Source organism: Comamonas brasiliensis, assembly GCF_018292285.1.
In the GTDB taxonomy this organism is placed as follows: Bacteria; Pseudomonadota; Gammaproteobacteria; order Burkholderiales; family Burkholderiaceae_C; genus Comamonas; species Comamonas brasiliensis.
The window spans coordinates 1,558,483-1,581,017 of the sequence record NZ_JAANES010000001.1 but is presented as its reverse complement, the minus strand read 5'-3'; the positions used below and the strand labels follow the sequence as shown (position 1 = coordinate 1,581,017).

The 22,535-nt window shown below is 56.3% G+C and carries 25 protein-coding genes; 10 read left to right on the top strand and 15 right to left on the bottom strand.

The annotated features are described in order from the left end of the window. Positions 1-31: 31 nt before the first annotated feature. On the top strand, positions 32-487 hold the full coding sequence (locus tag DJFAAGMI_RS07130) for a hypothetical protein (RefSeq protein WP_249333882.1): 456 nt from the start codon (positions 32-34) through the stop codon (positions 485-487). 610 nt (positions 488-1,097) lie between these two features. Here the strand turns inward: DJFAAGMI_RS07130 and DJFAAGMI_RS07125 are convergent. Beyond that, positions 1,098-1,547 (bottom strand): universal stress protein, encoded by a 450-nt coding sequence (locus DJFAAGMI_RS07125; protein WP_211456492.1) that lies wholly within the window; start codon positions 1,545-1,547, stop codon positions 1,098-1,100. A gap of 235 nt (positions 1,548-1,782) precedes the next feature. Here DJFAAGMI_RS07125 and DJFAAGMI_RS07120 point away from each other — a divergent pair, with 235 nt between their 5' ends. Both DJFAAGMI_RS07120 and DJFAAGMI_RS07115 read left to right on the top strand, forming a co-directional pair. Next, positions 1,783-2,340 carry a DUF1003 domain-containing protein gene (locus DJFAAGMI_RS07120; protein WP_211456491.1) on the top strand — a complete coding sequence of 186 codons (558 nt, stop codon included), beginning with the start codon at positions 1,783-1,785 and terminating at the stop codon, positions 2,338-2,340. Between the two features lie 100 nt (positions 2,341-2,440). Next, entirely contained in the window at positions 2,441-2,866 is a 426-nt protein-coding gene (locus DJFAAGMI_RS07115; protein ID WP_211456490.1) for a hypothetical protein, read from the top strand. A 61-nt stretch (positions 2,867-2,927) separates the two neighbouring features. Here DJFAAGMI_RS07115 and DJFAAGMI_RS07110 read toward each other — a convergent pair whose 3' ends face one another. Then, positions 2,928-3,719, bottom strand: coding sequence for a Rha family transcriptional regulator (locus DJFAAGMI_RS07110; protein WP_211456489.1), 792 nt, complete (start codon positions 3,717-3,719; stop codon positions 2,928-2,930). Between the two features lie 373 nt (positions 3,720-4,092). On the opposite strand from DJFAAGMI_RS07110, the gene DJFAAGMI_RS07105 reads away from it, so the two are divergent. Next, positions 4,093-6,162 (top strand): hypothetical protein, encoded by a 2,070-nt coding sequence (locus DJFAAGMI_RS07105; protein ID WP_211456488.1) that lies wholly within the window; start codon positions 4,093-4,095, stop codon positions 6,160-6,162. Positions 6,163-6,385: 223 nt separating this feature from the next. On the opposite strand, the gene DJFAAGMI_RS07100 is transcribed toward DJFAAGMI_RS07105, so the two are convergent. The 5 genes from DJFAAGMI_RS07100 to DJFAAGMI_RS07080 form a co-directional block, all read right to left on the bottom strand. Next, positions 6,386-6,907: a hypothetical protein gene (locus DJFAAGMI_RS07100; protein ID WP_211456487.1), complete on the bottom strand. Its 522-nt coding sequence runs from the start codon at positions 6,905-6,907 to the stop codon at positions 6,386-6,388. A 419-nt stretch (positions 6,908-7,326) separates the two neighbouring features. After that, the gene (locus DJFAAGMI_RS07095; protein ID WP_211456486.1) at positions 7,327-7,665 is read right to left on the bottom strand and encodes a DUF6616 family protein; all 339 of its coding nucleotides are present in this window, start codon (positions 7,663-7,665) and stop codon (positions 7,327-7,329) included. A gap of 10 nt (positions 7,666-7,675) precedes the next feature. Continuing rightward, the gene (locus DJFAAGMI_RS07090; RefSeq protein WP_211456485.1) at positions 7,676-8,449 is read right to left on the bottom strand and encodes a DNA alkylation repair protein; all 774 of its coding nucleotides are present in this window, start codon (positions 8,447-8,449) and stop codon (positions 7,676-7,678) included. Continuing rightward, the gene (locus tag DJFAAGMI_RS07085; RefSeq protein WP_211456484.1) at positions 8,446-8,940 is read right to left on the bottom strand and encodes a MarR family winged helix-turn-helix transcriptional regulator; all 495 of its coding nucleotides are present in this window, start codon (positions 8,938-8,940) and stop codon (positions 8,446-8,448) included. The genes DJFAAGMI_RS07090 and DJFAAGMI_RS07085 overlap by 4 nt, the downstream gene beginning before the upstream one ends. A gap of 99 nt (positions 8,941-9,039) precedes the next feature. Further along, positions 9,040-9,720 carry a hypothetical protein gene (locus DJFAAGMI_RS07080; RefSeq protein ID WP_211456483.1) on the bottom strand — a complete coding sequence of 227 codons (681 nt, stop codon included), beginning with the start codon at positions 9,718-9,720 and terminating at the stop codon, positions 9,040-9,042. Between the two features lie 300 nt (positions 9,721-10,020). Between DJFAAGMI_RS07080 and DJFAAGMI_RS07075 the strand changes: the two genes are divergently transcribed. The 3 genes from DJFAAGMI_RS07075 to DJFAAGMI_RS07065 all read left to right on the top strand — a co-directional run bounded on the left by DJFAAGMI_RS07075 (position 10,021) and on the right by DJFAAGMI_RS07065 (position 11,748). Further along, complete coding sequence (locus DJFAAGMI_RS07075) at positions 10,021-10,731, top strand: hypothetical protein (RefSeq protein WP_211456482.1); 711 nt, start codon at positions 10,021-10,023, stop codon at positions 10,729-10,731. Positions 10,732-10,875: 144 nt separating this feature from the next. Next, positions 10,876-11,208: a hypothetical protein gene (locus DJFAAGMI_RS07070; protein WP_211456481.1), complete on the top strand. Its 333-nt coding sequence runs from the start codon at positions 10,876-10,878 to the stop codon at positions 11,206-11,208. Between the two features lie 63 nt (positions 11,209-11,271). Beyond that, a complete protein-coding gene (locus DJFAAGMI_RS07065; RefSeq protein WP_043005009.1) occupies positions 11,272-11,748 on the top strand; it encodes a GNAT family N-acetyltransferase in 477 nt (158 codons plus the stop codon). Positions 11,749-11,812: 64 nt separating this feature from the next. Here the strand turns inward: DJFAAGMI_RS07065 and DJFAAGMI_RS07060 are convergent, their stop codons facing one another. The 3 genes from DJFAAGMI_RS07060 to DJFAAGMI_RS07050 form a co-directional block, all read right to left on the bottom strand. Then, on the bottom strand, positions 11,813-12,511 hold the full coding sequence (locus tag DJFAAGMI_RS07060; RefSeq protein ID WP_211456480.1) for an alpha/beta fold hydrolase: 699 nt from the start codon (positions 12,509-12,511) through the stop codon (positions 11,813-11,815). Positions 12,512-13,907: 1,396 nt separating this feature from the next. Then, positions 13,908-14,660 (bottom strand): SDR family oxidoreductase, encoded by a 753-nt coding sequence (locus DJFAAGMI_RS07055; protein ID WP_211456479.1) that lies wholly within the window; start codon positions 14,658-14,660, stop codon positions 13,908-13,910. Between the two features lie 202 nt (positions 14,661-14,862). Next, a complete protein-coding gene (locus tag DJFAAGMI_RS07050; RefSeq protein WP_043005007.1) occupies positions 14,863-15,045 on the bottom strand; it encodes a hypothetical protein in 183 nt (60 codons plus the stop codon). 405 nt (positions 15,046-15,450) lie between these two features. On the opposite strand from DJFAAGMI_RS07050, the gene DJFAAGMI_RS07045 reads away from it, so the two are divergent. After that, positions 15,451-15,669, top strand: a complete 219-nt coding sequence (locus tag DJFAAGMI_RS07045) for a DUF7661 family protein (RefSeq protein ID WP_043005006.1) — start codon at positions 15,451-15,453, stop codon at positions 15,667-15,669. A 569-nt stretch (positions 15,670-16,238) separates the two neighbouring features. Here DJFAAGMI_RS07045 and DJFAAGMI_RS07040 read toward each other — a convergent pair. Then, positions 16,239-16,721, bottom strand: a complete 483-nt coding sequence (locus DJFAAGMI_RS07040) for a methyltransferase family protein (RefSeq protein WP_249333879.1) — start codon at positions 16,719-16,721, stop codon at positions 16,239-16,241. Between the two features lie 394 nt (positions 16,722-17,115). Continuing rightward, entirely contained in the window at positions 17,116-17,250 is a 135-nt protein-coding gene (locus tag DJFAAGMI_RS25140) for a hypothetical protein (protein WP_283245728.1), read from the bottom strand. Positions 17,251-17,919: 669 nt separating this feature from the next. Here DJFAAGMI_RS25140 and DJFAAGMI_RS07035 point away from each other — a divergent pair. Then, positions 17,920-18,711: a bestrophin-like domain gene (locus DJFAAGMI_RS07035; protein ID WP_249333877.1), complete on the top strand. Its 792-nt coding sequence runs from the start codon at positions 17,920-17,922 to the stop codon at positions 18,709-18,711. Between the two features lie 597 nt (positions 18,712-19,308). Beyond that, entirely contained in the window at positions 19,309-19,662 is a 354-nt protein-coding gene (locus tag DJFAAGMI_RS07030; protein WP_211456478.1) for a hypothetical protein, read from the top strand. A 428-nt stretch (positions 19,663-20,090) separates the two neighbouring features. Here the strand turns inward: DJFAAGMI_RS07030 and guaA are convergent, their stop codons facing one another. From guaA to DJFAAGMI_RS07015, 3 genes are read right to left on the bottom strand one after another with little or no spacing between them, the layout of a single operon-like run. Continuing rightward, positions 20,091-21,707 (bottom strand): glutamine-hydrolyzing GMP synthase, encoded by a 1,617-nt coding sequence (gene guaA / locus DJFAAGMI_RS07025; protein WP_211456477.1) that lies wholly within the window; start codon positions 21,705-21,707, stop codon positions 20,091-20,093. Positions 21,708-21,740: 33 nt separating this feature from the next. Then, on the bottom strand, positions 21,741-22,181 hold the full coding sequence (locus DJFAAGMI_RS07020) for a type II toxin-antitoxin system VapC family toxin (protein ID WP_043005002.1): 441 nt from the start codon (positions 22,179-22,181) through the stop codon (positions 21,741-21,743). Continuing rightward, a complete protein-coding gene (locus DJFAAGMI_RS07015) occupies positions 22,178-22,450 on the bottom strand; it encodes a type II toxin-antitoxin system Phd/YefM family antitoxin (RefSeq protein ID WP_034348441.1) in 273 nt (90 codons plus the stop codon). Before DJFAAGMI_RS07015 ends, DJFAAGMI_RS07020 begins: the two co-directional genes overlap by 4 nt. Positions 22,451-22,535 lie beyond the last annotated feature (85 nt).

Sequence of the window (22,535 nt, the reverse complement as noted above, 5' to 3'; positions counted from 1 at the left end):
CGGCGCATCCCGCATCTGGCCCTGGCTGGCCTTGGCCCTTGCCCTGCTGTTGGTCCTGCAGAACCACCGGTTGGCAGGGGTCGAAGTATCCCAGTCAAAACAGGCCGCAGCCCAGGCGCAGCAGGCGCAGGCTGCTATGGAAATCAAAACCGCAGGGCGATTGCAGCACGCCGCAGGACAACAGGAAAACACCCATGACTACAACCGCAAACTTGCCGCCCTGGAGGCTGGCCGCACTGCTGATGCTGCCCGCATTGCAGGCCTGCAGCACGACATCCGAACCGCCGCCACCCGCAACGCCCAGCTTGCCGGTGACGCCGCTGCCTGCCGAGATCTCGCAGATCAGCACCAGCGACTCGCTGCCCTTGTTGGCGAAGGCGCGGGCGTGGTTGGCCAGCTTGTCGGACTGGTCGAGCGCAGAGATGCCCAGGTCAATGCCTTGATAGGGCAGGTTAGGATCGATCGCGATTTGTTGGCGCAGCCTTAGCCGAGAGAAACTTGTCTAGGAGTGGATGCCATCTGCCGCTCTGAATCCTTTGTTGCACTCGTGCTTTGTACTGTGCTGCTGTGGGAGCTGACCCAGCACGGCCTCTATGCCTCATGGCATTGCAGAACCAGCATGCTGCAACAATGTTGTGCCGTGCGTTTTTGCCGCCGTCTTGTCGAGCTGTCAAATGCTCTGCAGTGCTTTTGCAATATGCAAGCTGTTTGTCTGTGAGGTTGTAGCGGAGCTTAAAGCACCCCTGTTCGCCTGATTCCCACATGGGCAGGTTGCAGTAGAAGCAGAGACCGTTTTGAGAAGTAAAAGCGCGTTGGCGAAGAGCCTGTAGTTTGGCCATGGCCTGGACCCACAAAAGACGCCTGCCGAAGCAGGTGAAGTTTTGCTGTTCCAAGAGCCCAGTTTGGGTTGGTACTACGAGGCGCCGTCCGGGACCGGTATCGGCTATGCATTGGCAGACGCCAAGTGCGGTCGGGTTCGCTTCCCGAACGGCTGAAGTTTCTCCAAAAGCGCGCAGCTATGCAACCCCGCTGTCGCAGAAAACCCAAAGGCCATCGAAAGATGGCCTTTATGCTTTGGCTGCAAGGCGCTGCTGACCCTACACAACCGGCCTATGCACCAGCACCGGAACGCTGCTGTTCACCAGCACGCGCTGGGTCTCGCTGCCCAGCAAAATGCCGGCAATGCCCTTGCGGCCGTGGGATGCCATGCAGATCAGGTCGCACTGGCTGTCCTTGGCCTGCTGGATGATGGCCTGGTGCACCGAGAAGTTCATGGTCCGCGCCGTCTTGCAGTCCACGCCATCGGCCTTGGCAATGTCCTGCACGCCCTGCAGCACCTTGTCGGCCATGCGCTCGGCGTCTTTGCGTAGCTCGCTGGGGTTGTAGGCCACCATTCCCTCGCCGCTGTACATCAGGGCGGAATAGTCCGGCATCACATACAGCACCGTCACCTCGGAGCCTTGCTCCTTGGCCAGCTGCAGGCCTGCATGCAGTGCGGCTTCGGAGAGTTTCGAGCCGTCTGTCGGGATCAGAATGTGCTTGAACATTTTCAGCCTCCTTGCGCGCCAGCGCCTGTGTGGGTGCCACGCAATCCGAACGATTGCACACCCATACTCACACTCCGGGGCGGTCATTGCAACACCTGACGTCAATATTCAGGCATTCCCCGCATGTGCTGGCTGCGGCATATCGGTGGCGGCGGCGCGACAGGGCGCAAGCCAAGTGCCAGGCTTGGGTAGCATGGTGACGTTGTCTTCATCCTTCGGATGACAAGGAAGTCCCATGCTCAACACGGATACCGTTGCGAAGAGGTTGTTCGGCGCCTCCGCAGATACCTTGGACGAAAGAGCGCTCAAGGTCGCCCAGCACATTGCCCGGCGCAAACACATCTCGCGCAATGTGGATGAGGAGCTGGATCAAACCCCGCCCACCTTCGGCCAGCGCGCGGCAGATGCCGTTGCCACCTTTGGCGGCTCCTGGACTTTTGTGGTGCTTTTTTGCGCAACCATGCTGGCCTGGGTGGGCCTCAACGGCTTGCTGCTCTGGGCGCGCGGCTCCACGTTCGACCCGTACCCCTACATTCTGCTGAACCTGTTTCTGTCCATGCTGGCCGCCATACAGGCGCCCATCATTCTTATGTCGCAGAACCGCCAGGCAGACAAGGACCGCATTCGCGGCGAGCACGACTACGAAGTCAACCTCAAGGCCGAGCTGGAGATCATGCTGTTGCACCAAAAAATCGACGAGTTGCAGAAAACGCAGTGGAGCGAGCTCATCACCATCCAGAGCGAACAACTGCAACTGCTGCGCCGGCTGGCGGAAGGGCACCGGCCCGTTTAGCCACGCAGGTTTTGTGCGTGGTGCTTTCGCATCCGCTGTGCAGATTGCCATCAGCGGCTAGGGCGGTAGTACGATTCTCCAATCGCAACTTGGAGTGGGTATGGGCAAATCGACGTATCGCGCATTGGTGATTGCTTCGCTGGGCATCCCCATCCTCGGAATGCTGGCGGAATATGGCTTCGATCTGGTGCCCCAGGAGCTGACCGACCTTTCCCAAAGCCTGTTGATGCAGTCAGAGGTCGGCCCCACCGACTGGATTCTCTTGTTCGCGTTCTCGGTGCTCGTGGTGCTTGGCCTCATTTCCTTCTATGGGCTGCTGCGGTTCAGAGCGTGGGCACCTCTGTTTACCCTGTGGTCTTCTGTGGCGACCATAGTCGTCGCCTGTTTCAGCCCGCCCATCATCCTGTCCGGCCTGGGGTACTCCACATCGACCTTGGGCTGCGTACTCTTTGGGGCGGTGCTGGCTTTGCCGTACTACTCTCCTGAAGTGCGAGAGATGTTCTGGCCTTCCACGCCAGAGGCCTGAACAAAAAAGCCCCTCTGAGGGGCTTTTTGCATGGCAAAGCGCTTCGTGTGACCCAGGCAGACTATCTGAACGTCATGCGCAGCAGGCCTTCATCGGGCGCAGGTGGTTGCTTGGCTGAAAGGGCCGGTGCAGAGGCGTGGCGCTGGCCGGGGGAATTACCGGGGTAGATCGGCAGCGTCACCTGCTTTTCGCGGTGTTGGGCCCGTTGGGTCAGCCGCTGGGTGCAGGCCGTTGCCAGCGTGGCCAGCTGCGCATCGGTCGCGCTCATGATCTCGCCGTCGGCAATGCGCTGCGGCAGGCTGCTGAAGGACACCACCATCTGGTCGGTCGCAATCGGCTGGGCATGGGGCAGGGTGGGGCGGCCCTGGCTGTCGTAGTTCAGGTTCAGCAGATAGCGGCTGTGCTGCCACTCTTCTGCGTCACCTTCCATCACCGCATTGAACACCGTGCGGTGCACCTGCGCCGCGGCCTCAGCCGCCAGAGAAAAGGCCAGCTCCATGCGCTGCGTGTCTGCCGGCTGGTGCAGCGCGGCCTCCATGCGGTTAAAGGCGTCGATATAGGCCAGCTTGAAGGCTAGCGCCTTTTTGCCCGTAAAGCCCATGGCCAGAAGCGTAAAGCCGTCGCGGGTCAGGCGGTAGGCGGGGTAGGTTTGTCCGTTTTGCTCGTCGGTGACTGAGGTCTCCGCAAAATTGCGGACACCCCCTTCGGGCAACTGCGCGCAGAGATTGCGAATGCCGCGCAACACGTCGTCATGGCGTTTGCCAAAGTGGCTAGCTAGATCGGTGCTGAGAGTGGTGGGGATGCCGTCAACGATGGTGACGCTGGGAGAGATAGCCAGTGCGGGCTGAGACATGGTGCTGCTCCTGTTCGAGACTTTTGAAGCCTTATCGCAGCGTTCTTACGCACTGCAATAAGGCGGCCGGGAGGTTAAGAACCTGGGAACAGCCAGGCGGACTTCTTCCCCTTGCGGGTCTTGTATCCGTCGCCCTCCCGGCCATAAATCAACCGTCTGCAAGAGTGCAGGCGTGCAATGTCCGGGCGCAAAAAAACCGCCAACTGTCGGGTGCGGTTCTTCCGCTGTTCCTTAGGAGTTCTTACGCTCCACCTCCTGCGAGGTGTGTCAAGTATAGCGGGTGTGCTTTGGTTGACAAGCTTCATCAATCTGGGCCAAGGCGCGGCTAATATCCGGCATCAATATAAAAGCACGAGCTTGAGGGAGGGCGCGCGTGAAAAATTTGAAGCCATTTGGTCGCAGTCTGAGAGATTTTGGGGAGCTGAATACTGGCGAGAAGAAGCTGCTGAGAGCGTGCCGGATGGGGAAACTGGCAGTGCTTGGCGATGGAGTGCCACAGACACCGACGGATGAAAACAGCGTCCGCGCCGGATTTGTGCGGTTTTTGCTGTTGGGTGGCGATGAACTGGCACCTGTACATGATAGCGGCGTGCAGTTACAGGGAGCTTATGTTGAGGGGCGACTAAATCTGAATGGCTGCAGTATTCCTGTCGGATTTGATCTGTTGTGTTGCAACTTCAATGAGGAGATATCGGCGCTAGATGCAAGGCTAAATGGCGCGTTTATATTGGCAGGTAGTTACATTGGGAATGGTATTGTTGCAGACCGCATGCACAGCACAGGTAGCTTGGTTCTTAGTGACGTGACGGCCAAGGCTGCAGTCAGTTTGTCGGGGGCAAAGATTGGCGGAGAAGTCTTGTGCGAAAACGGGCAGTTTGAAGTCACTCAGGGAGGTGCATTTTTTGCGGAAGGAGCCAAGATTGAAAACAGTGTGAATCTTCGCAATGGATTTAAGGCAACCGGAGAGGTGAGATTCCTAGGGGCGAGTGTTGGCGGCAACTTCGACTGCTCTGACGGCTGCTTTATCGGAAAAACCGGCGTTGCCTTGGCTGCTGACGGTATCAGTATTAATGGTGACCTATTTTTTTGCGATGGTTTTAAAGCAAAAGGAGCAGTCAGATTGCTGGGGGCTCAGATCGGCGGCGACTTAGTTTGCTCTGATGGTGAGTTTGATAACAAAGAAAATAACGCTTTATCTGCAGATAAAATAAACGTAAAAGGAAATGTATTACTTGGTGCTAATTTCAAAGCGAAAGGTAAGGTGAGGTTTTTAGGGGCCATTATTAAAGGCGATTTTGCGTGCGTAGGTGGAAATTTAGATGTTTATGAAGGGACTGCACTTCTTGCTTATCGCATCAATGTTTTTGGAAATTTTTTCTTAAGAGATGGTTTTATGGCAAACGGAAAAGTTGACCTAAGGGGGACTCAGGTTAACGGTGACTTTGTTTGTTCTAATGCATTTATTTCTCTTGAAAATGGCATCGCCTTATCTCTAAATTCCGCTGTTGTTAAAGGCATATTTTTTTTGAGAAACTTCGAAAATCCGATACGTCTTGATATGTCTCACGCAAATGTGGGTGTGCTTGACGATGATTTAAATGTTTGGCGTGACAGCAGTGAGTTAGACGGTTTCCGCTACGGCGCTATTGGAGGGCAAGCGTCAACGAATGGGCAAGATCGGATCGCATGGTTGCTTAAGCAGCCTGAGAGGCATATAGATACATCAGAATTCCGACCTCAGCCATGGCGCCAGCTGCAGCGCGTGTTACGCGAGATGGGGCATACGGAAGATGCAAAGCAGGTGGGCATTGCATTTGAGGATCATTTGCGCACAATTGGTCGTATGGGACTGTGGCCAAATGATCCATGCGACCTGGTTCGCGGTTTTAAGGGTATGGTCACTCGTACTGCCCATTACATATTTGGGAAGTTAGCCGGGTACGGTTATCGTCCTGTCAACTTGGTAATGTGGATGCTTGCGGTGTGGTTATTATGCGGCGGAATTTATTGGGCTCTTGCTCGATCGCCATTTAATGCCATGGCACCTTCAGATCCATTGGTTTTCCAAGACGCTCGTTATAGTGAATGCAGGCCAACGCAAGATAAGCAGTCCGATTCTGTTGAAACGCATAAAATATTCGCTGAGCGGACAACTGGCAACTGGCCTTTCTGCTCTGAGATGCCCGGAGAGTACTCAACATTCAGCCCATTTGCCTACTCCTTGGACTTGCTGTTGCCTGTTGTGGATTTAGGGCAGGAGAAATTTTGGGGCTCCTATATCCCGTCCCCTGATGAAACTACAGCTGAAGAGTCTGTTTTGCACTGGCGCTGGGGCTACTTGGTGCGCTTTGTGGCTTGGTTTGAAACGTTGTTTGGCTGGGTGAGCAGCTTGCTGCTGGTTGCCATCATCTCCGGCTTTTCGCGCCGCAATGATGAAGAGTAGCGCTGGAAGAAATTAAGCGGGCCGAGGCCCGTTCTATCACGTCGGTCAGTTGGTCGCGAAGCAGTACATCAGCCCGGCGCTGCCGCTCAGTTTGAGTTGGTCAAGGCTGCGGCCGCGCGTGCCGTGCGATGTTGGGCAACTGTAATAAACCAAAGAAAAAGGCAATGTAGAGAGCTACATTGCCTTTGTTCGTTAGCAGGCGCTTTTCGGCGCTAATCAGATTTCAACGGTAGTTGCCGGGCTGGGACGCCGCTTGTTGCTGATTGGCAAGGAGCTGGGCAGCCAAATGGCTTCTAAGCACTTGCTCAAGTGCGGGCGAGGGCGTATCGGGGTTTGGGGTTTTGCCAAAGGCCATCAGATTTCTGGTGAGTTGTACTGGCGTCATCAACATTCCCCAAGGCAGGCCCCACCAGCCCAGAAACAACGAAAAGACCGTGTCTCCAATTTTTTGCTTTGTGCCGCATCGTGCGCAAGCCACCAGCGGCCGGCTCGACCACGATGTCATCATCACAACGGAATAAACGCGGTAAGAGGTATGGACATCCACCGGGCCGGGGCCGTCACACTTGGGGCAGTTGCCTCTGTGAACCCGAAAGATATGGGCTTTGACATCTGCGGGGGAGAGCTGACTTGCAGCGTCGGAAAGTAGCCCTTGGTGCAGGCATTTCTCATTGCAGTAGCGACGGTCGCCGTCTCGCTTTCCGCCAAAAAGAATTCGGGTATTGCAGTACGCGCAGGAAGCCATTCAATCTCTCTCAGTGTTGTTATCGCGCCTGATTAAACCAAATATCGCTTCTGGTCACTCACTTAAATTGAGCGGCGATGATTTGTGTGTCAAATGCGCCTAACTTCTGGGAGCGAAGGCGTGTGGAGTTTGTTTTTCATCAAGAGGTCAGAACGAACTCGGGATGAATCATTGAATTGAGGCGACTCGGGTGTCATGGGTCCACGTTGATGTCGCATGCTTTCCACGCGATTTCGTACCCGGTTCTGTGCGAAGCCGGGGACCAATGTTGTGTTGCATATGCTGCGCCGAAAGCTGGCCAGCCCGCAGTGTTGACTGTGGCGGGCGGCCGTTAGCGGGCATTACTAGGCATTAGCGGGCACTAGAAATGACTAGCCGCATGCATTGCAGAGCACAACGGCATGATCCGAAAGACTGCGCTACGCGGCAGCTAGAGCAGCCAGGTGAATATCCGCCGCCCCTTGAGTGCTGGCTGCATTCACATGGTCAAAGTAGTCGTACCAGCCGCTGGCTTTGATGCCTGCCAACAGAGCGTCACGAGCGGCCTGGTCAGGAAAGCGCCAAATCCCAAGGAATTTATGCGCGGTTCCCTGGTCGATGTTGGAGTCCGTTTCTGCCAGAGAGAGGACTTCGACACCGAGGCTGGAGAGTTGATTCAATGCGAGTCCGATGCCGCCAAGAAAGTGTTGCCTTTGTTCGGCAGGCAGTGCGAGCCAAGCCGGATTGGGGGTGTAGAGCTCTACGAGGTAATGAGACATGGTTCCACTTTCACTTGAGATTGCGCAGTGCGCGTTGACATATACGTTGTATGGCGGCGGCTTGGGAGCTTTGAAGCCATTGAGCACAGATGTCACGCACCCAGGCTGGCTGGTCCTTGGCGGCATCATTGAGCCAATTGGCGACCGAGTCCTGCACGTAGACCGAAGGGTCGCTACTCAGAGCTGAGAGCAAAGGCAGCGCTTGTTCGGGCGAGCGTTTGAGCTGCGAGATATGCGTGCTCCACACACCGCGGGGACGCAAAACCTCGCACGCGAAGCGTCGGACACGCTCAGAAGGATCTTGTGTCCATGGCATCAGCTGTGCGATAGCCGCAGCCAGGTCTTGCACCAGGTGCGGCCGCATCGCCATCCAGGCCCATTCACGCACACCAAAATGGGCGTCGTCTGCCAGCGGGTGTATTGCGGCCAGCCGTACACCGAGATCTAGGTGAGGCTGAGCACCGATCATGAAGCACGCCCAGCCTCGTGCCATATCGGCGCGGTGCGTTTGGCACTGTGCGATGCCCTCAGTACCTAAGTCCTGCAGCAAGACTGCGCCGATACGGGCCATGCGTTTGAGCACGCCCAGCTGGCAGGCTTCATCGATCGTGCTCAGTGCTTGAGCCGTAAGTGCCGGAAAGAGTGTTCGTGCCAGTACGGCCTGGTCGACTGCCAGGCACTCAGCCAGCGTTGCACATTGCAACTCCCCGCGCGATAGCGCATGCAGAACGTCCAGAGGAATGTCAACGGTGCGCGTCGCACCCTTGCGGACTGGATCTTTCATGATTCAACGTCCGATTTAGGGCCTCGTACTTTCTCCAGAAGCGCTGCCAGCTGCTTTCGCTCATCTCCAGACAGGTTGCCAAACAGGCCTGCAATCCACCTGCCATGCTGGTCGATAACAGTACCGGCGAGTTGTTTCCCTTTTGAGGTGAGACGAATGCACAGTGCACGGCGGTCTTCGGCGTTGGCGTGACGTTCAATCAGACCTTCGCGCTCCAGTCCGTCTAGCAGGCCGGTCACCGTGGCGCGGGTGACGCCAGCCTGTTCGGCCAGCACGTTGGGTGCGAGTCCGTCAGGCGCCACATCGAGAAGGAACAACAGCACAAAGCGCCCCTCAGACAAGCCATGAGGGGCCAGCAAAGCAGCGCAGTCGCGGTCAATGTTTGCAGCCATCGACAGCACTTGAAAGCACAGCTGAATGCCATCCACATCGGGAAGTTTGCGTCGTTGCGCTTCTTCAATTAGCGCCTGGTACTTCTGTTCAAGCTTCATTAGTTAGCCAGAATATAATATGGTGGCTAATTATATGGGCAAGTTCACTTCGTGAGTAGCAGGCACTTGTGCGGGCCGAAGCCCGCGCGTTCATCCCGCTCAGTTGGTCGCGAAACAGTACATCAGCCCGGCGCTGCCGCTTTGCTGGAGCTGCTCGATGCTGCAGCCGCGCGTGCCGTGCGATGAGTTCCACGAGGCATTGGCCACAGGGTCGGGGTTGGTGCCTTGGTGGTCGTGGTGGCCCACGATGGCAGAGCCGCCGTCGCTCTTGGTCCAGTTGCCGCAGGTGGTGTCTTTGCCGGGCTCGGGCACGGCCAGGGTGCCGTCAGGGCGCGAACCGGTGAGGATGTCGTGGCGGTTGACTTCATCGCCAAAGCCCGAGACGACTTCGCCCTTTTCGGTCAGTGAGGTATCTTTGCCGACCTTGGCATTGGCGCTGTGCAGGTCGGCCACGCTGGTGGCAATGACCACGCCCTTGGCATTGCGCCACGGCCCGTTGCCGATGCGATCGCGCGCATTGACGGCCGGTTGTCCGCTCAGCGCCGCATTGCTCAGGTAAGCGCGCCAGGTCTTGTTGCCTGCGCCCACGCTTGCGGCCAGCGACTGGCAGTAGCGGTCAGCCCCGGCCAGCCCGCCCAGGTCGCCGCCCTTGCCCGGGTTGGTGCTGGTGATGAAGAAGCTCATGGGGTTGCCACTCGACGCCCCCATGGCGCCGCAACCCACAATCAGTGCGGCAGCCGCAAGGGCGGTGCTGGCGGAAAGAACCAAACGACGGGACATGGCAGGCTCCTGAGCAATGGTGGAGCGTGCAGGCTAGCGCAATGGGGTGTCAGCGGCAATATCAGCAAGGGCTGTCATCTGGGCTGTGGCGAGCCTGCCGGACGGCTGCATTCAAGGCAGGCAGAGAGGCGTGAATTGCGTTGTCTGAAAAATTTGGTTACAAATGCATAAAGCGAGGTCGCGAGCGTGGCCTTGATGAAGCGTTGCTGCTTGGTGACCTCAGGGGCAGCGAAGAGCATTGAGCAAGAACGAGACGGCACTGCTTATCAGGTGCAAGGGGGAGTGATGCAGACAATTCGAATGGCCGCAGCAGCATGCATATTGATGGCTGTGTCCGGCTGCACTGTGATTCGCGGCTACACGATGCCGGATGAAGACAACCTGCTGAGCGGCGCAGGTTCGATCATTGTGAAAAGCAGTGGCGATAAGCAAAGTGCCGAGGCGTTTGAGCAGATCAATATCGATAGTCTGCTGAAGGAATATGGCCTTGAGAACGTCGCGACTGTAAGCGCACAGACGAGTACTGCGGAATACAAGTACCGTCGCAACGAGCTGCAGGACAGGTTGATTTCCGTATCGAACCAGCGCTGTGCCACTTATCTGCGGGTGATGACGTCTTCCAAGGCGCAAAGCCAGATGGGCTGGGGAGGGCTGGCCACACTACTGTCCGGAGCGGCATCGGTGACGACGCCAGCGTCCGCGGCCAGGATTCTTTCGGCAGGCAGTACGGTGTCCAATGGCTTGCTTAGCAAGTACAACGAAGCGTACTTCAACAATCTGACGGTGCAGGTGATTTCAACCGGGATCACCAAGCAGCGGGAGGTGGCGCTGGTCAATATCCAGAAGCAACGTGATGCTTCGTTGGTGGCATATCCGGTAAATCGCGCCATTGCTGACGCACTGAACTACCACGCCATGTGCAATGTGGTCGCGGGGCTGGAGATGGCGGCTGCGGCAACCAAGAACTCTTCAGCGACATCTGAGGCAGAAAAGTCGGCGGTATCTCGATAGCTGTATCCGTTCAAGGTGTTCGGCGTCGGGCAGCATTATTTCAACGGCGCATGCGCTTGCCTATATTTGCTATGGCCGAAACTGTGTGTCGACTAACCTCATTGGTACTTCTGTGCTGAATCCGAGATGTAAGAACTGCGATCCATGTCCATAATTTCTCCTGCACCAGCAGACCGAACGCGATCCGACAGAGTCGATGGGGATCCCGTCGCCCCGGAAGAGTATCAATGGTGGACGCGCATCATTTTTGTAGCACTGAGTGCAGTCTTTGCGGTCTTGATGTTTAGCCTGCTGCGTTCGTTTGTAACGCTTCAAGACTATGCGGGTGCTATGTGGATTGGCTTGTTTGCATTGATTGCTGCATTTTTTGCAATCTTGGCGACCCCCATCCGATTTCAAGATAGATTTATGCGGCCAATATTGATATACGGTTTAATATTGGATGTAATAATCAATGTTCTCATTATTGTGAAATGATGTTCAAGATCATTTCTTGGGCACAAGAATATAAACCGTTGCGCAAATCAATAAGGTCTTCCTATGGCTGAAAATAACGTGGTAACCGACGTCGTGGTAAGAGCCATTCAACCCAAAGACTTTGATCAGTGGCTATCGCTCTGGGACGGCTACAACGCTTTCTATGGACGCAAAGGGGCTACTGCGCTGGCCAAAGAAATTACCGAGACAACTTGGGAACGCTTCTTCAATCCCATTGAGCCGGTATTTGCGTTGGTTGCGGAACATGAAGGAGAAGTGGTTGGCCTGGCCCATTACCTGTTTCACCGCAGCACCACCAGACTGGGCCTGGTCTGTTACCTACAGGACCTGTTCACTGCACCCACACGGCGCAAGCTCGGGATTGGCAAGGCCCTCATCAACAACGTCTATGAGCAAGCCACGCTGGCTGGCGCGAGTCGTGTCTACTGGCAAACACAAGCAACCAATGAAGCCGGCCGCGCGCTCTACGACAAGTTGGCTAGACATGCCGGGTTTATCGTTTACAGCCATGAGCTGTAGCGTGATATGCCCGAAGTGACAGGTTAGGGCTGAATTCAGGCTGTCGCAGTACTGACCATTTGTTTTAGGTGGCTACCAACCGATCCATGAAATGCATCACCGCTTCGCCTGCTTCAGCGGGAACGACCTGCAAAAGGCAGTGTGGGGCATCAAAAGTTTCGACTTTCATGTCTCGGCACACTTGTTGTGCTTCGGATGCTGCTGACGGCGGCACGACCTGGTCATTGAGTGCCTTCAGATATAGAACTGGCATTGCAAGCCTGGCAGCTTGAGCACGTACATCCACAGATGCGACTTCACGGAGCCGAGCTCGCAAAACAGCTGGCTGTACCTCGTGCAGAGCTTTACGCAGCAAGGCGCTCAACTTCGGGGTTGCAAACCGGCCGAAAAGAAATTTAGTTGCGACTGTCAAAGGTGGTCGGGGTGTCGGCAAGTAAGTCATGCCTTTTAACCACCGAAGGTTGGGTCTGGGGTTTCGAACGAAGGTACAACACAAGATGACGCCCAGCACTCGCGCTGGATTGGCTGCCGCTATCGAAATTGCGATTGGGCCTGAAAACGACTCTCCAAGCAAAACAATGGGGCCATCAGGTGGTAGCTGCGCTGTAGCGAAGTCACTTAAAGTAGCGTAAGTCTGAGGATGGCTTGTAGTTGGATATCGAACTACTGAAACTGGATACTTGTCTCTGAGCTGAGCAATGAAGGGCTCGAAAAGGATGCTCGTCCCATCCATGCCGGGGAGGAGAACTAGGGTGACATGCATTTTTGCAGATCATACAGAGTAGGGCGTCCTCGGACATTGATGCGTGGGGAGTTTTCTGGGGAGTTTAGGGGGCGCGACGGGAATTGAAATGTTGGCGTTCAGAGGGAGTGGCGCTCGTTAATCCCCCTTAAACCCCGGTTTGATCGGTTCGATTCCCATCGCCAGATGCAGACCCTGTTAGAAATGAAAATCTATCGCAATTTTTGCTGAGACTTCGCAGTTTGGACCGATGAAGGATTCGGCCCAACCACTCTTTGAGTGTCTTTAGTTGTTTGTGATCGACGCTCAAGGGGAGCGATTCCGAGTTCAGCATTTGACGGGCTATGTGCGTAGGTGTCATACCAGTTATTCGCAACTGCAATTGCACCGAAGCATGGGGCTGGCGCATTGGCAAACCCAAGCTGAATTTGATATCTGCAAGTCCAGGAGACAGCATCTTTAAGGTCTGATGCCATCCGCGTTTGCTGTTGGTGCGGGCCTTGCATGGCACCTTAGGCAGATCACAGTCATCAATTTATGCTATCCAATGTTTACGGTAATATGCCTTGAAACGCTTTCCTATGGAGCGATTGAAGCTATCAAAATTGATTATTCAATTATTGCATTCACTATCTATTGAGCAGGAATGTGGTCACCACGGACAGTCGAATCGGCAGCGGTCCATGCAGCGTGCTTCTGATGTGTCAAAAAAATCTGGGCCGATGGCTGGTTGCCGATGGGTGCGCCAAAAGCGGCTTGGCGAGATGGCTGCAGTTGTTGGAGGAAAGACGGCCTTACACATTGAAAACCCGCAAGATATCGAACCGACTAGACTCAGACAAATGAAGAAACTGTTTGGAGTCTCTGCGCTCGTCTTGATTTTGTCGGGCTGCTATGCAGCAGGCCCTGGATACAGCTACGGGTATGGCGATACCTATATCTATCAGCCTTACGGCGGATCGTATTACTACGGGCGACCTGCATACAGGCCTGGGTACCACCATCATCATCACGTGCACCGTCCACCTGCCCATAGGCCTCACCCAGGTCATGGCGGACATGGAAATCATCGTCCTCCACATGGCGGGCATCGGCCGGGTGGAGGCCATGGACATCGCTGAGCTGCATGTACTAAGGGAAAGAGCGAAGACTGGGAAGTTGACATCGCAGCAGCGTGCCAGTTAAGGGTCAACTGCGGATCGGTGATTTGGGTAGTTGAGAGTCTTCGGCATCTGGCAGGCTATTTTTTGACTTAAGCAGGAATGCCGGCCCATGTTCCTTCTTGGCTTTCGGTCTGGGATCTGCTTGCGCAGATGTGTCTGTCAAAGTCGTCCGCCGCATGCCGTTGGCGCTCGAGGACATCTAAAAGCCCGCCTTGGCGGGCTTTGTTGTGAATGGACGGGCGAGTGTTTTTTCTTCAGAGGTTTCCGCCCGAGATTTCAATTAGACTGCCCGTGGTGTAGGGGGACTCCTCCGACATAAGCCATACGATTGCATTCGCAACTTCCAGGGCGCTTCCTCCACGCCGCATGGGAACTCGCGGCGCCAGGTGCTGAACCCTGTCTGGCTGTCCCCCGCTGGCATGGATATCCGTTTCGATGAGGCCAGGGCGGACTGCGTTCACGCGGATGCCTTCCGCAGCCACCTCCTTGGCCAGTCCCAGAGTCATGACATCCATGGCTCCTTTGGACGCTGCATAGTCCACATACTGGCCTGGCGCGCCCAGTCTTGCAGCGATGCTGGACACATTCACAATCGCTCCGCCATGACCGCCGCGTGCCGTGCTCATCCGAAGCACGGCTTCGCGGGCACACAGAAAAGCGCCGATGGTGTTGATGCGAAACATCCGCTCCAGACGCTCCAGGCTGAATTCCGCCACCGTCTGCGCCGTGTCCACGATGCCCGCGTTGTTGACCAGTGCATCCAAGCGCCCGAACTGCACATCCGCCACTGCAAAAAGGCGTCGAATCTGTTCTTCGCAAGCCATGTCGGCCTGAATGGCCATGGCGTGCCTGCCCTTGTCGGTGATTTGCGAGACAACCGCCTCGGCAGCTGTTTGGTCCGTATGGAAGCTGAGCAGCACGTCCCAGCCGGCCGCCGCAGCTTGTACGGCGGTGGCTGCACCAATACCTCGACTGCCACCGGTGATGAGCACAACTTTGTTTTTCATGGGTCTCCTGAATGGTGCATGGGATGCGGCTGAGAGTCTGGGCATGGGCAGCATCGCTTGCGACTCATCTTATCGCTGCATCTCTTGTTGGCGCCGAGGTTTGGCAGGGTCTACCTGCTCATATTCTTATATCTCAAAGCAACAAAAAACCACCTGTCGAGGTGGTCGAGAACCCATTGCAAGATGAATTTGAAGCGCCCGGCTACCAATACCGGTAGTTGTGGCGCTCGCGCAGCAGCCTCTCTTGCTCCTGCTTTTTTTCCATTGCTGTGGGCTCTTGCTGTTCTAGTTGTGGCGGTGTGGGGAAATCCTTGTCCATGGAGAACAGCTCCTTGGTGGTCTCCCAGAACTTCTGGATTGGCGGGGGAATACGGCTATCTGGCATATAGACCTCCAGTCCTGGATGACGAATCAGGATCGATCGTCAAAGAGCACAGTACTCTTTTTAATAACCCTAAATGCTCTCCAATAAGTAAAACGTCAGCTTCGGTGCTGGTGCTATCTCGGAGCGTGCTCGCCAGATGGTTTTCAAAAAGCCGGACCCTGCTTGAGTCGGCTGCCTTAGCTCAGAAAGCCAATCTTCATGCAGATACCGTCGCTTCCTTCCATTGCCAAAGTCAACGGGGCTGATGCATGACTACAGCTTGCGAAGCCGATTGCGGACATCGCGTCTGAGATCAGAGTCATGCTGTTGTCTCATCCCACTGATGAAGGCCGGAGCACTCGGGCGAGTGCACAGGCGACGCAGGAGAAAACGGGCTAGCATGCAAGGCACAACAAGGGAGTGGCCATGGAAAGGTACCGGTTCAATGTGTTCGGCGATATCGTGCTCATAGAGCGCAGAGACTCCGCATGGCGTTGTTTTTCCGTTGGAGCCGATGGCAAGCTTGGCTTTGTGGATCTGGCCGTTCCTTCCGAGGTCTCTTACGAGGAGTTGCCTCAGTATCTCTACGACATATTTCACGAGAGCGCCGCATCGTCCGATGGCGATATCTTCGAGATAGTCTGAGCCTCCTGGTATCCCTGCAGCCGCTTGCGGAAGGTCTGCGGCGAAGGCCAGGGCACTGGCTCCAGTGTGCTTGCAACCTTTTCGACGCTCACATGGGCGCAGGTCTTGTCTTCGGTGCATTTGAGTTCGGCGTTGGGTGATCAAGACTGGGCGTTTTGAGATCTTTTCGTGACGGATGAAGTATCGGGAAACCGGCCTCCGGCTATGCTGAGTTCACTTATTCGCTGAGGTAATAGCTCCTTGGGTTGGTTTCGCTGTCGCCTGACAGCGCAGGGGGCGAGCAGCCCGTTTAAACCGCATGCAGGAGATGCTAGCCATGACGTTTCAAAAGAACCCGCTCAAGGAAGCGGAACCCAAGCCGGAACCGGTTGATCCTCCCGATGAACAACCGCCTGCAGAGTTGCCGGCCGACCCCATAGATCGGCCGAATGTATGAGGGTTTCAGCCAGCGATGCCTTGGCTGACTCCGTTTGTTGACCCAATAGCGGCTTGAGTGCTTCTACCTTGGTATCGCGAGCTTCAAGTCATCAAAACTGATTGGGCATTCCCAGGCGCTGATTTAAGCCCATCTACAGCCAGCGTCGGACCTGTTGACGATAGGTATCGAAGGACGCTCCAAATTGTGCTTGCAGGGCTTCTTCTTCCGGCCGAATCTGAAAGCGCTGCAAATAAGCCATGAATAGCGGCACAAGAAGCAGTGCTGACAACTTGCCCAACCCTGTGGCGAAGCCAAGCAGCAGCAGTGCAAAGCCCAGGTACATCGGATTGCGCGTCATACGATAGACCCCGCTGACGACCAGTGAGGTCGACGCTGCAGGAGTTGTGGGGCTTACCGTGGTTTGGGCGCGCTGAAACGCCCGTACGCCGGCTATGCAGAAGCCGCCGCCCAATATGGCCAACAATGACGCGGCCGTCCAGGAAGCGGGGAATTTGGTGACCAGGATATCTGGCAGAAGCCACATGGCTGCGGCAAACACTGCGAACAGTGCCACAGGCGGCACTCGCAGCGCGAGCAAAGAGGAATCAGTTTGCGAGCGGGATTGGAAAGTCATGTGTTCAAGGCTAAAGCTTGAAGTGACTTGATGGTCAACAATGTCTTTGAGGATGGTGCGGTGGTGCGCGCAGGCGCAGGCCGTTGATCGCCAGCCGGCTTGGTTGGCCCTGACAGTGCGCAGGTGTTACATCTTTTCGGGCTTCTTACGCCCGCTCCATCATCGCCAGATCTGGGTAGGTGGTGAGCCCCAACGGGTGAACCGTCTGTTTGTCAGAAGTGACCATATAAGGTGATTTCCCGGCGGTGGGCATGAAAGTCACAGGATGTGAGTTCTGAAAGAAGAGGACAGATTCCGAGAAGCGACGTGGCCTAGCATGGACCTGTGTTCCATGAAAGGAGGTCGGTCATGAAATCTCTCAATGCTCTTGTATTGCTCGCGGCTGTGGCGGCTCTCAGTGCCTGTGAAAAAGCGCCACAACCAGAACTTCAATCGAGGCCGCCAGCAACAGAAGGAATGCCTGCACCGCATCCAGCCCCGGGGTCACAAATTCCTGTTCCCGAGCCATCACCTGCAAATCCCAATCCACGCCCATAGCCTTTGTGATGTGGGCTGTGAGAAGGTCCAATCGTTGAAGCAAAAGATCAGGTCTGGCCCCAGGTCTTGCTGTATATCAAGACCCTACGACAACTAGCTATCAAGTGGCGAGATGCCGGAAGCAATGGCATCGCTCATGCATGAAATATGGAGAGCAGCTTCCGATAATTATTTCAGGAGCTGGTCCAGCGATGAAAACCTTGACGATGGAGCATTGCCTGCTTCTCAGGGAGCAGCCATGCCCCACGCCGCATATCCAAAGGGATTCATTCTGTTTGCCGCAAACTGCGAGAAAGACCTGCTCATCGAGGCGCATTGATAGTGGTGCATTTCTTGGTCGCAAGCCAAGCTTCGATATGCCGGTGTAGCTGCATGCCCCGTTTGCGGCTGATTTTGCTGCGCGTCTTTTGGGGTGGTTGCCGAGTCGCAGCGTATGTGGACATGGGGTTGATTGACAAGACTGGCGTTGGCTTGTCCATTGCTCGGTCCGCCTGACTCGCGAGTGTCTGCTTTGTGTTTGGCTTACCGATAAAGCGTATATTTGCCTGGAGACAAGCTGATGAGGGCGCTGCCCCAAGGCTAGCGCTGGGATGTCGCAGTCAGAGCCATTCCTCGAGCTTACTGCCTGCTGGTGACTATTGAGCTGAGTTGGAGAATAACGATGCAAAAGACATTTCTCGCCATCGATACCAACTCCTGGATACTGCTGGTCAGTATTTTTGCGTTGCTTAGCCTCGCGGCTTTTCTGGGAAAGTTCACCTGGAACAAGAAGTTCAAAAATGATGCCGTCGCCCAAGATGAGCTCAAGATCGTCCTGGGCGCGACCTTGTCATTGTTTGGTCTGCTGATCGGCTTCATTCTGTCGTTCGCGATTGGCGGCTACAACATGCGCGTGGCGGCCGAAGAAAACGAAGCGATCGCAATCGGCAATGCTTTTCAGCGCACGAGCTTGTTGAAGGACGGTCATCAGCAGCAGGCGAAGGCCTTGCTGCAAGACTATTTGAGCCTGCGCACACAATTCTTTGAGACCATGAATGAAGACCGGCGGGCGGAAATCCGCAGGGAGTCCATTCGCATGCAGACCCGGATGTGGACGCTGGTCAGCAAGATTGCCACAGCCAATCCCGACCCGGTCATTGCGACAGCCTTGAATGCCTGCAACGACCTTTATATCGCGCAGCAGAAAACGATGGCCAGCTGGCGACATCACATTCCAAGTGCGGCCTGGTTTTTGCTCATCATCTTCGGGGTCTGTTCGAACTTTCTTATTGGCTACAACATCCGGGGCCAGAATCGTCGCAGCTCCCTGATTTTCATCGTCCCGTTCGTCACGGCCCTGGCTCTTTTCCTGATTGCCGAGATCGATGTACCCGGTAAGGGCCTGATCCACGTGTCGCCGGACAATCTCACCATCCTGCGCGAAACGCTTTCCGATGGCGGGTTGATGTCCTGATTGCTGCATGCCCACTGGCCCGTATGCGGCTCCTGTCGGCGGAGTTGCGCAGCCAGGCTGTTTTGACCCGCAGGTTTCTGAATGGCAGAGCTTGTCCGCCGGCTGGCTGCGCTGGTCGAACTGGTTCGCTGCGGTTTGAGAGGTCACGGCTTAATGAGCCTGGTCCATGAAAAGTCTGCGCAGTATGGATCCCGGGGCTATGTGGACGATCATCGAATTTATGAGCATATAGCGCACGGTTTATATGTATTTGAAAGCAGTTTTATATCAAGATCGTTGCATGACTTGCGCTATCTGCTTCGGTTTCAATAGCGTGCAGTTGCTTTACTTGTTGCGCCGCTGAGATGCCGCGCCAATGACTGCCGCGTGGGGCGAGAATTGCTCTAACGCTGTTGACAAAAATCAGTGGCGATGCACTCAGGCTGTTGCAGAGAAAGGCCATCTAGCGATGGCCATTTTGCGATGACGCTGCCAGTGTGATTGACTGCTATGCGCCTGTGGCGGTGTGTTGCGATCAAGGTGAATCAGGGCCGGCTCAGGCTTTTGATGCTGCTTGATGGTGTTTGGTTTGAGATTCAACAAGCAAGGAAGTTCGTCATGAAAGTGATGCTGGCCATTTCATTGATCGCTATTGCTCTGGTGGGCTGCAATGCCTCCCAACCGTCTGTGCAAGGCGCTGCCGGGGACAAGTCGGCGGGCGTTTCAGCCACCAAGGTGGTCAACTTTGTAGGGCCCATGGATCTGACGATCAGGCTGCAGTCTTCGGATAATTTTGAGACCGCCGTGATGACGGACAACGCCGATCGTTCGTTCAACATGACCCGTTTGCCGGCGGCCAGCGGCTTGCGCATGTCGGATGGCAAGAGCACGTTCATCCATTTCAAGAATGGCGAAGGTATTGTGGAGTTTGTGAAGGATCGCCCCATCCGGATCAAGGAGTTCACCAAATAGTCGGTCTGCCGATTCGATGGCAAGCCCATGGCGACATGGGTATTTTTATGGACTAGAGTCAGGCGAAGCCGCCTTGCCATGTTGCAGCTATTTTTCATGGGTACTGTCATGCGGCGGTCTTATCTCTATCGGCATGGCGCACCAAAGTACTGCACGGCGCTGTGGCCTTCGTGGCGCGAATCGTCTTGCCATGGGCCTGCTGCAGATTTCCGCGACTATGTTCGTGCTGCTCGCATAGATGTTGCGGGTAGGTGTCTGGAAAGTTTTGCATCCATTTGCGGTCGTCCTTCATCCGGCTCTCGACCTCCGAGGGGCTGGGTGGTGAGAGCGGCAGGTTCCAGTAGTGGCAGGCCGCAATAAAAAAGCCCGCAGATTGCGGGCTTGGGTGAAGGGCAGTTAAAGCTTGCGTGTCAGTTCACGACAGCGCTTTATTCCCACTCGATGGTGGCTGGTGGCTTGGTGCTCACGTCATAGGTGACGCGGTTGATGCCGCGCACTTCGTTGATGATGCGGCCTGACACCTTCTTGAGCAGGCCGTAGGGCAGCTCCGCCCAGTCGGCGGTCATGAAGTCGCTGGTGACCACGGCGCGCAGGGCCACGACGTAGTCGTAGGTGCGGCCGTCGCCCATCACGCCCACGCTCTTGACGGGCAGGAACACGGTGAAGGCTTGGCTGGTCAGGTCGTACCAGCTCTTGCCAGAGGCCTCGTCGATCCAGTTGTTGAGTTCTTCGATGAAGATGGCGTCGGCACGGCGCAGCAGGTCCGCGTATTCCTTCTTCACTTCGCCCAGAATGCGCACGCCCAGGCCGGGTCCGGGGAAGGGGTGACGGTAGACCATGCCGCGGGGCAGGCCCAGGGCCACGCCCAGCTCGCGCACTTCGTCCTTGAACAGGTCGCGCAGAGGCTCCAGCAGCTTCAGGCCCAGTTGCTCGGGCAGGCCGCCGACGTTGTGGTGGCTCTTGATGGTGACAGCCTTCTTGCTCTTGGCGCCGCCCGACTCGATCACGTCGGGGTAGATGGTGCCCTGGGCCAGGAAGGTGGCTCCCTTGGAGCCGGCGTTGGCAGCCTTGAGCTTCTCGGCTTCGGCCTTGAATACATCCACGAACAGACGGCCGATGATCTTGCGCTTTTGCTCGGGCTCGGACACGCCGGCCAGCTCGCCCAGGAACAATTCGGAAGCATCGACGCGCACGACCTTGGCGTGCAGCTTGCCTTCGAACATGTCCATGACCATATCGCCTTCGTTCAGGCGCAGCAGGCCGTGATCGACGAACACGCAGGTCAGCTGGTCGCCGATGGCGCGGTGGATCAGGGCTGCAGCCACGGACGAATCCACGCCGCCGGACAGGCCCAGGATCACTTCTTCGTCGCCCACCTGCTCGCGGATCTTGGCCACGGCTTCTTCGATGTAGTCGCCCATGATCCAGTCGGCTTGCGTGCCGCAGATGTCGAGCACAAAGCGGTTGAGCAGCGCCTGACCCTGCACGGTGTGCGTGACTTCGGGGTGGAACTGCACGGCGTAGTAGCGACGCGCTTCATCGGCCATGCCGGCGATGGGGCAGGAGGGCGTGGAGGCCATGACCTTGAAGCCAGGAGGCAGTTCGGTGACCTTGTCGCCGTGGCTCATCCAGACCTTGAGCATGCCGTGGCCTTCGGCCGTGGCGAAGTCTTCGATGCCTTCCAGCAGCTTGGTGTGGCCATGGGCGCGCACTTCGGCGTAACCGAATTCACGGGTATTGGAGCCTTCGACCTTGCCGCCCAGCTGGGTGGCCATGGTCTGCATGCCGTAGCAAATACCCAGCACAGGCAGGTTCAACTCGAACACGGCGTCGGGAGCGCGGTCGTCCACTTCGTAGACGGAGGCATGGCTGCCCGACAGGATGATGCCCTTGAGCTTGCCGTCAGCGGCAAATTCGCGTACCCAGTCGCTGCTCACATCGCAGGGGTGGACTTCGCAGTAGACATTGGCTTCGCGCACGCGGCGGGCAATCAGCTGCGTGACCTGGGAGCCGAAGTCCAGAATAAGAATCTTGTCGTGTTGCATGGTGATCAAGGGCAAGAGGGTGGCAAAAAGGGATTAGAAATCTTCGGGAGCCCAGACGGTGACGCCGCTTTTGCGGGCGGCCGCCATCTGGGCTGCATCGAATGTGGCCAGCGGCAGGCGCAGCGATTGCGCCAGCCACAGGTAGGCGGCATCGTAGGTGGGTAGGCCCGTGTCCAGCGCCACATCCAGCACGGCCTTGTGCTGTGCAGGCGCCAGATCGTGCAGCTCCACGCGATGGCGAATGGCTTCCAGCACGCCCCACAAGCCTTCGACCGAAGTCTGTGGGATACGGCCATTGTTCACGCCCGATGCAATCAGGTTGCCGCATTCCCACTGCCAGAGGTTGGGGGCTTGGGGATCCACCTCATCGCGGCGGATGCGGGTGTACAGGCGCCGGGTGTGTTCGCTGGCGCTGTCAGGCAGCAGCCAGGCGGCGGTGACGGAGGCATCGAGCACAAAAGCGGTGGCGCTCATGCCTGGCTCCGTCCGGTGTGGCGCAGGCCGGTGATGCTGTCAGCAGCGCTCGTTGCAGCTGCTGGCGCTTTCACCGTCTGCTGCAGAGCCGAGATCTGCTCCAGTTCGCGGGCAATCTGCTCATCGGTGATCACGGGCTTGCGGCGCATGGGCAACATGCGCACGACTTCTTTGCCGTGGCGCGTGATGCGCACTTCCTCACCTTGCTCGACCATTTCGACCAGGGCGGAAAAGCGGCTTTTGGCTTCGTAGATACCGATAGATTGCATGGTGGAAAACAAAAAATCTGGCTAGAACCAGTAGTTCAGGCCAGATTTTAGCATTCTGACCAGATTTTTCAATCTGGTCAGATTT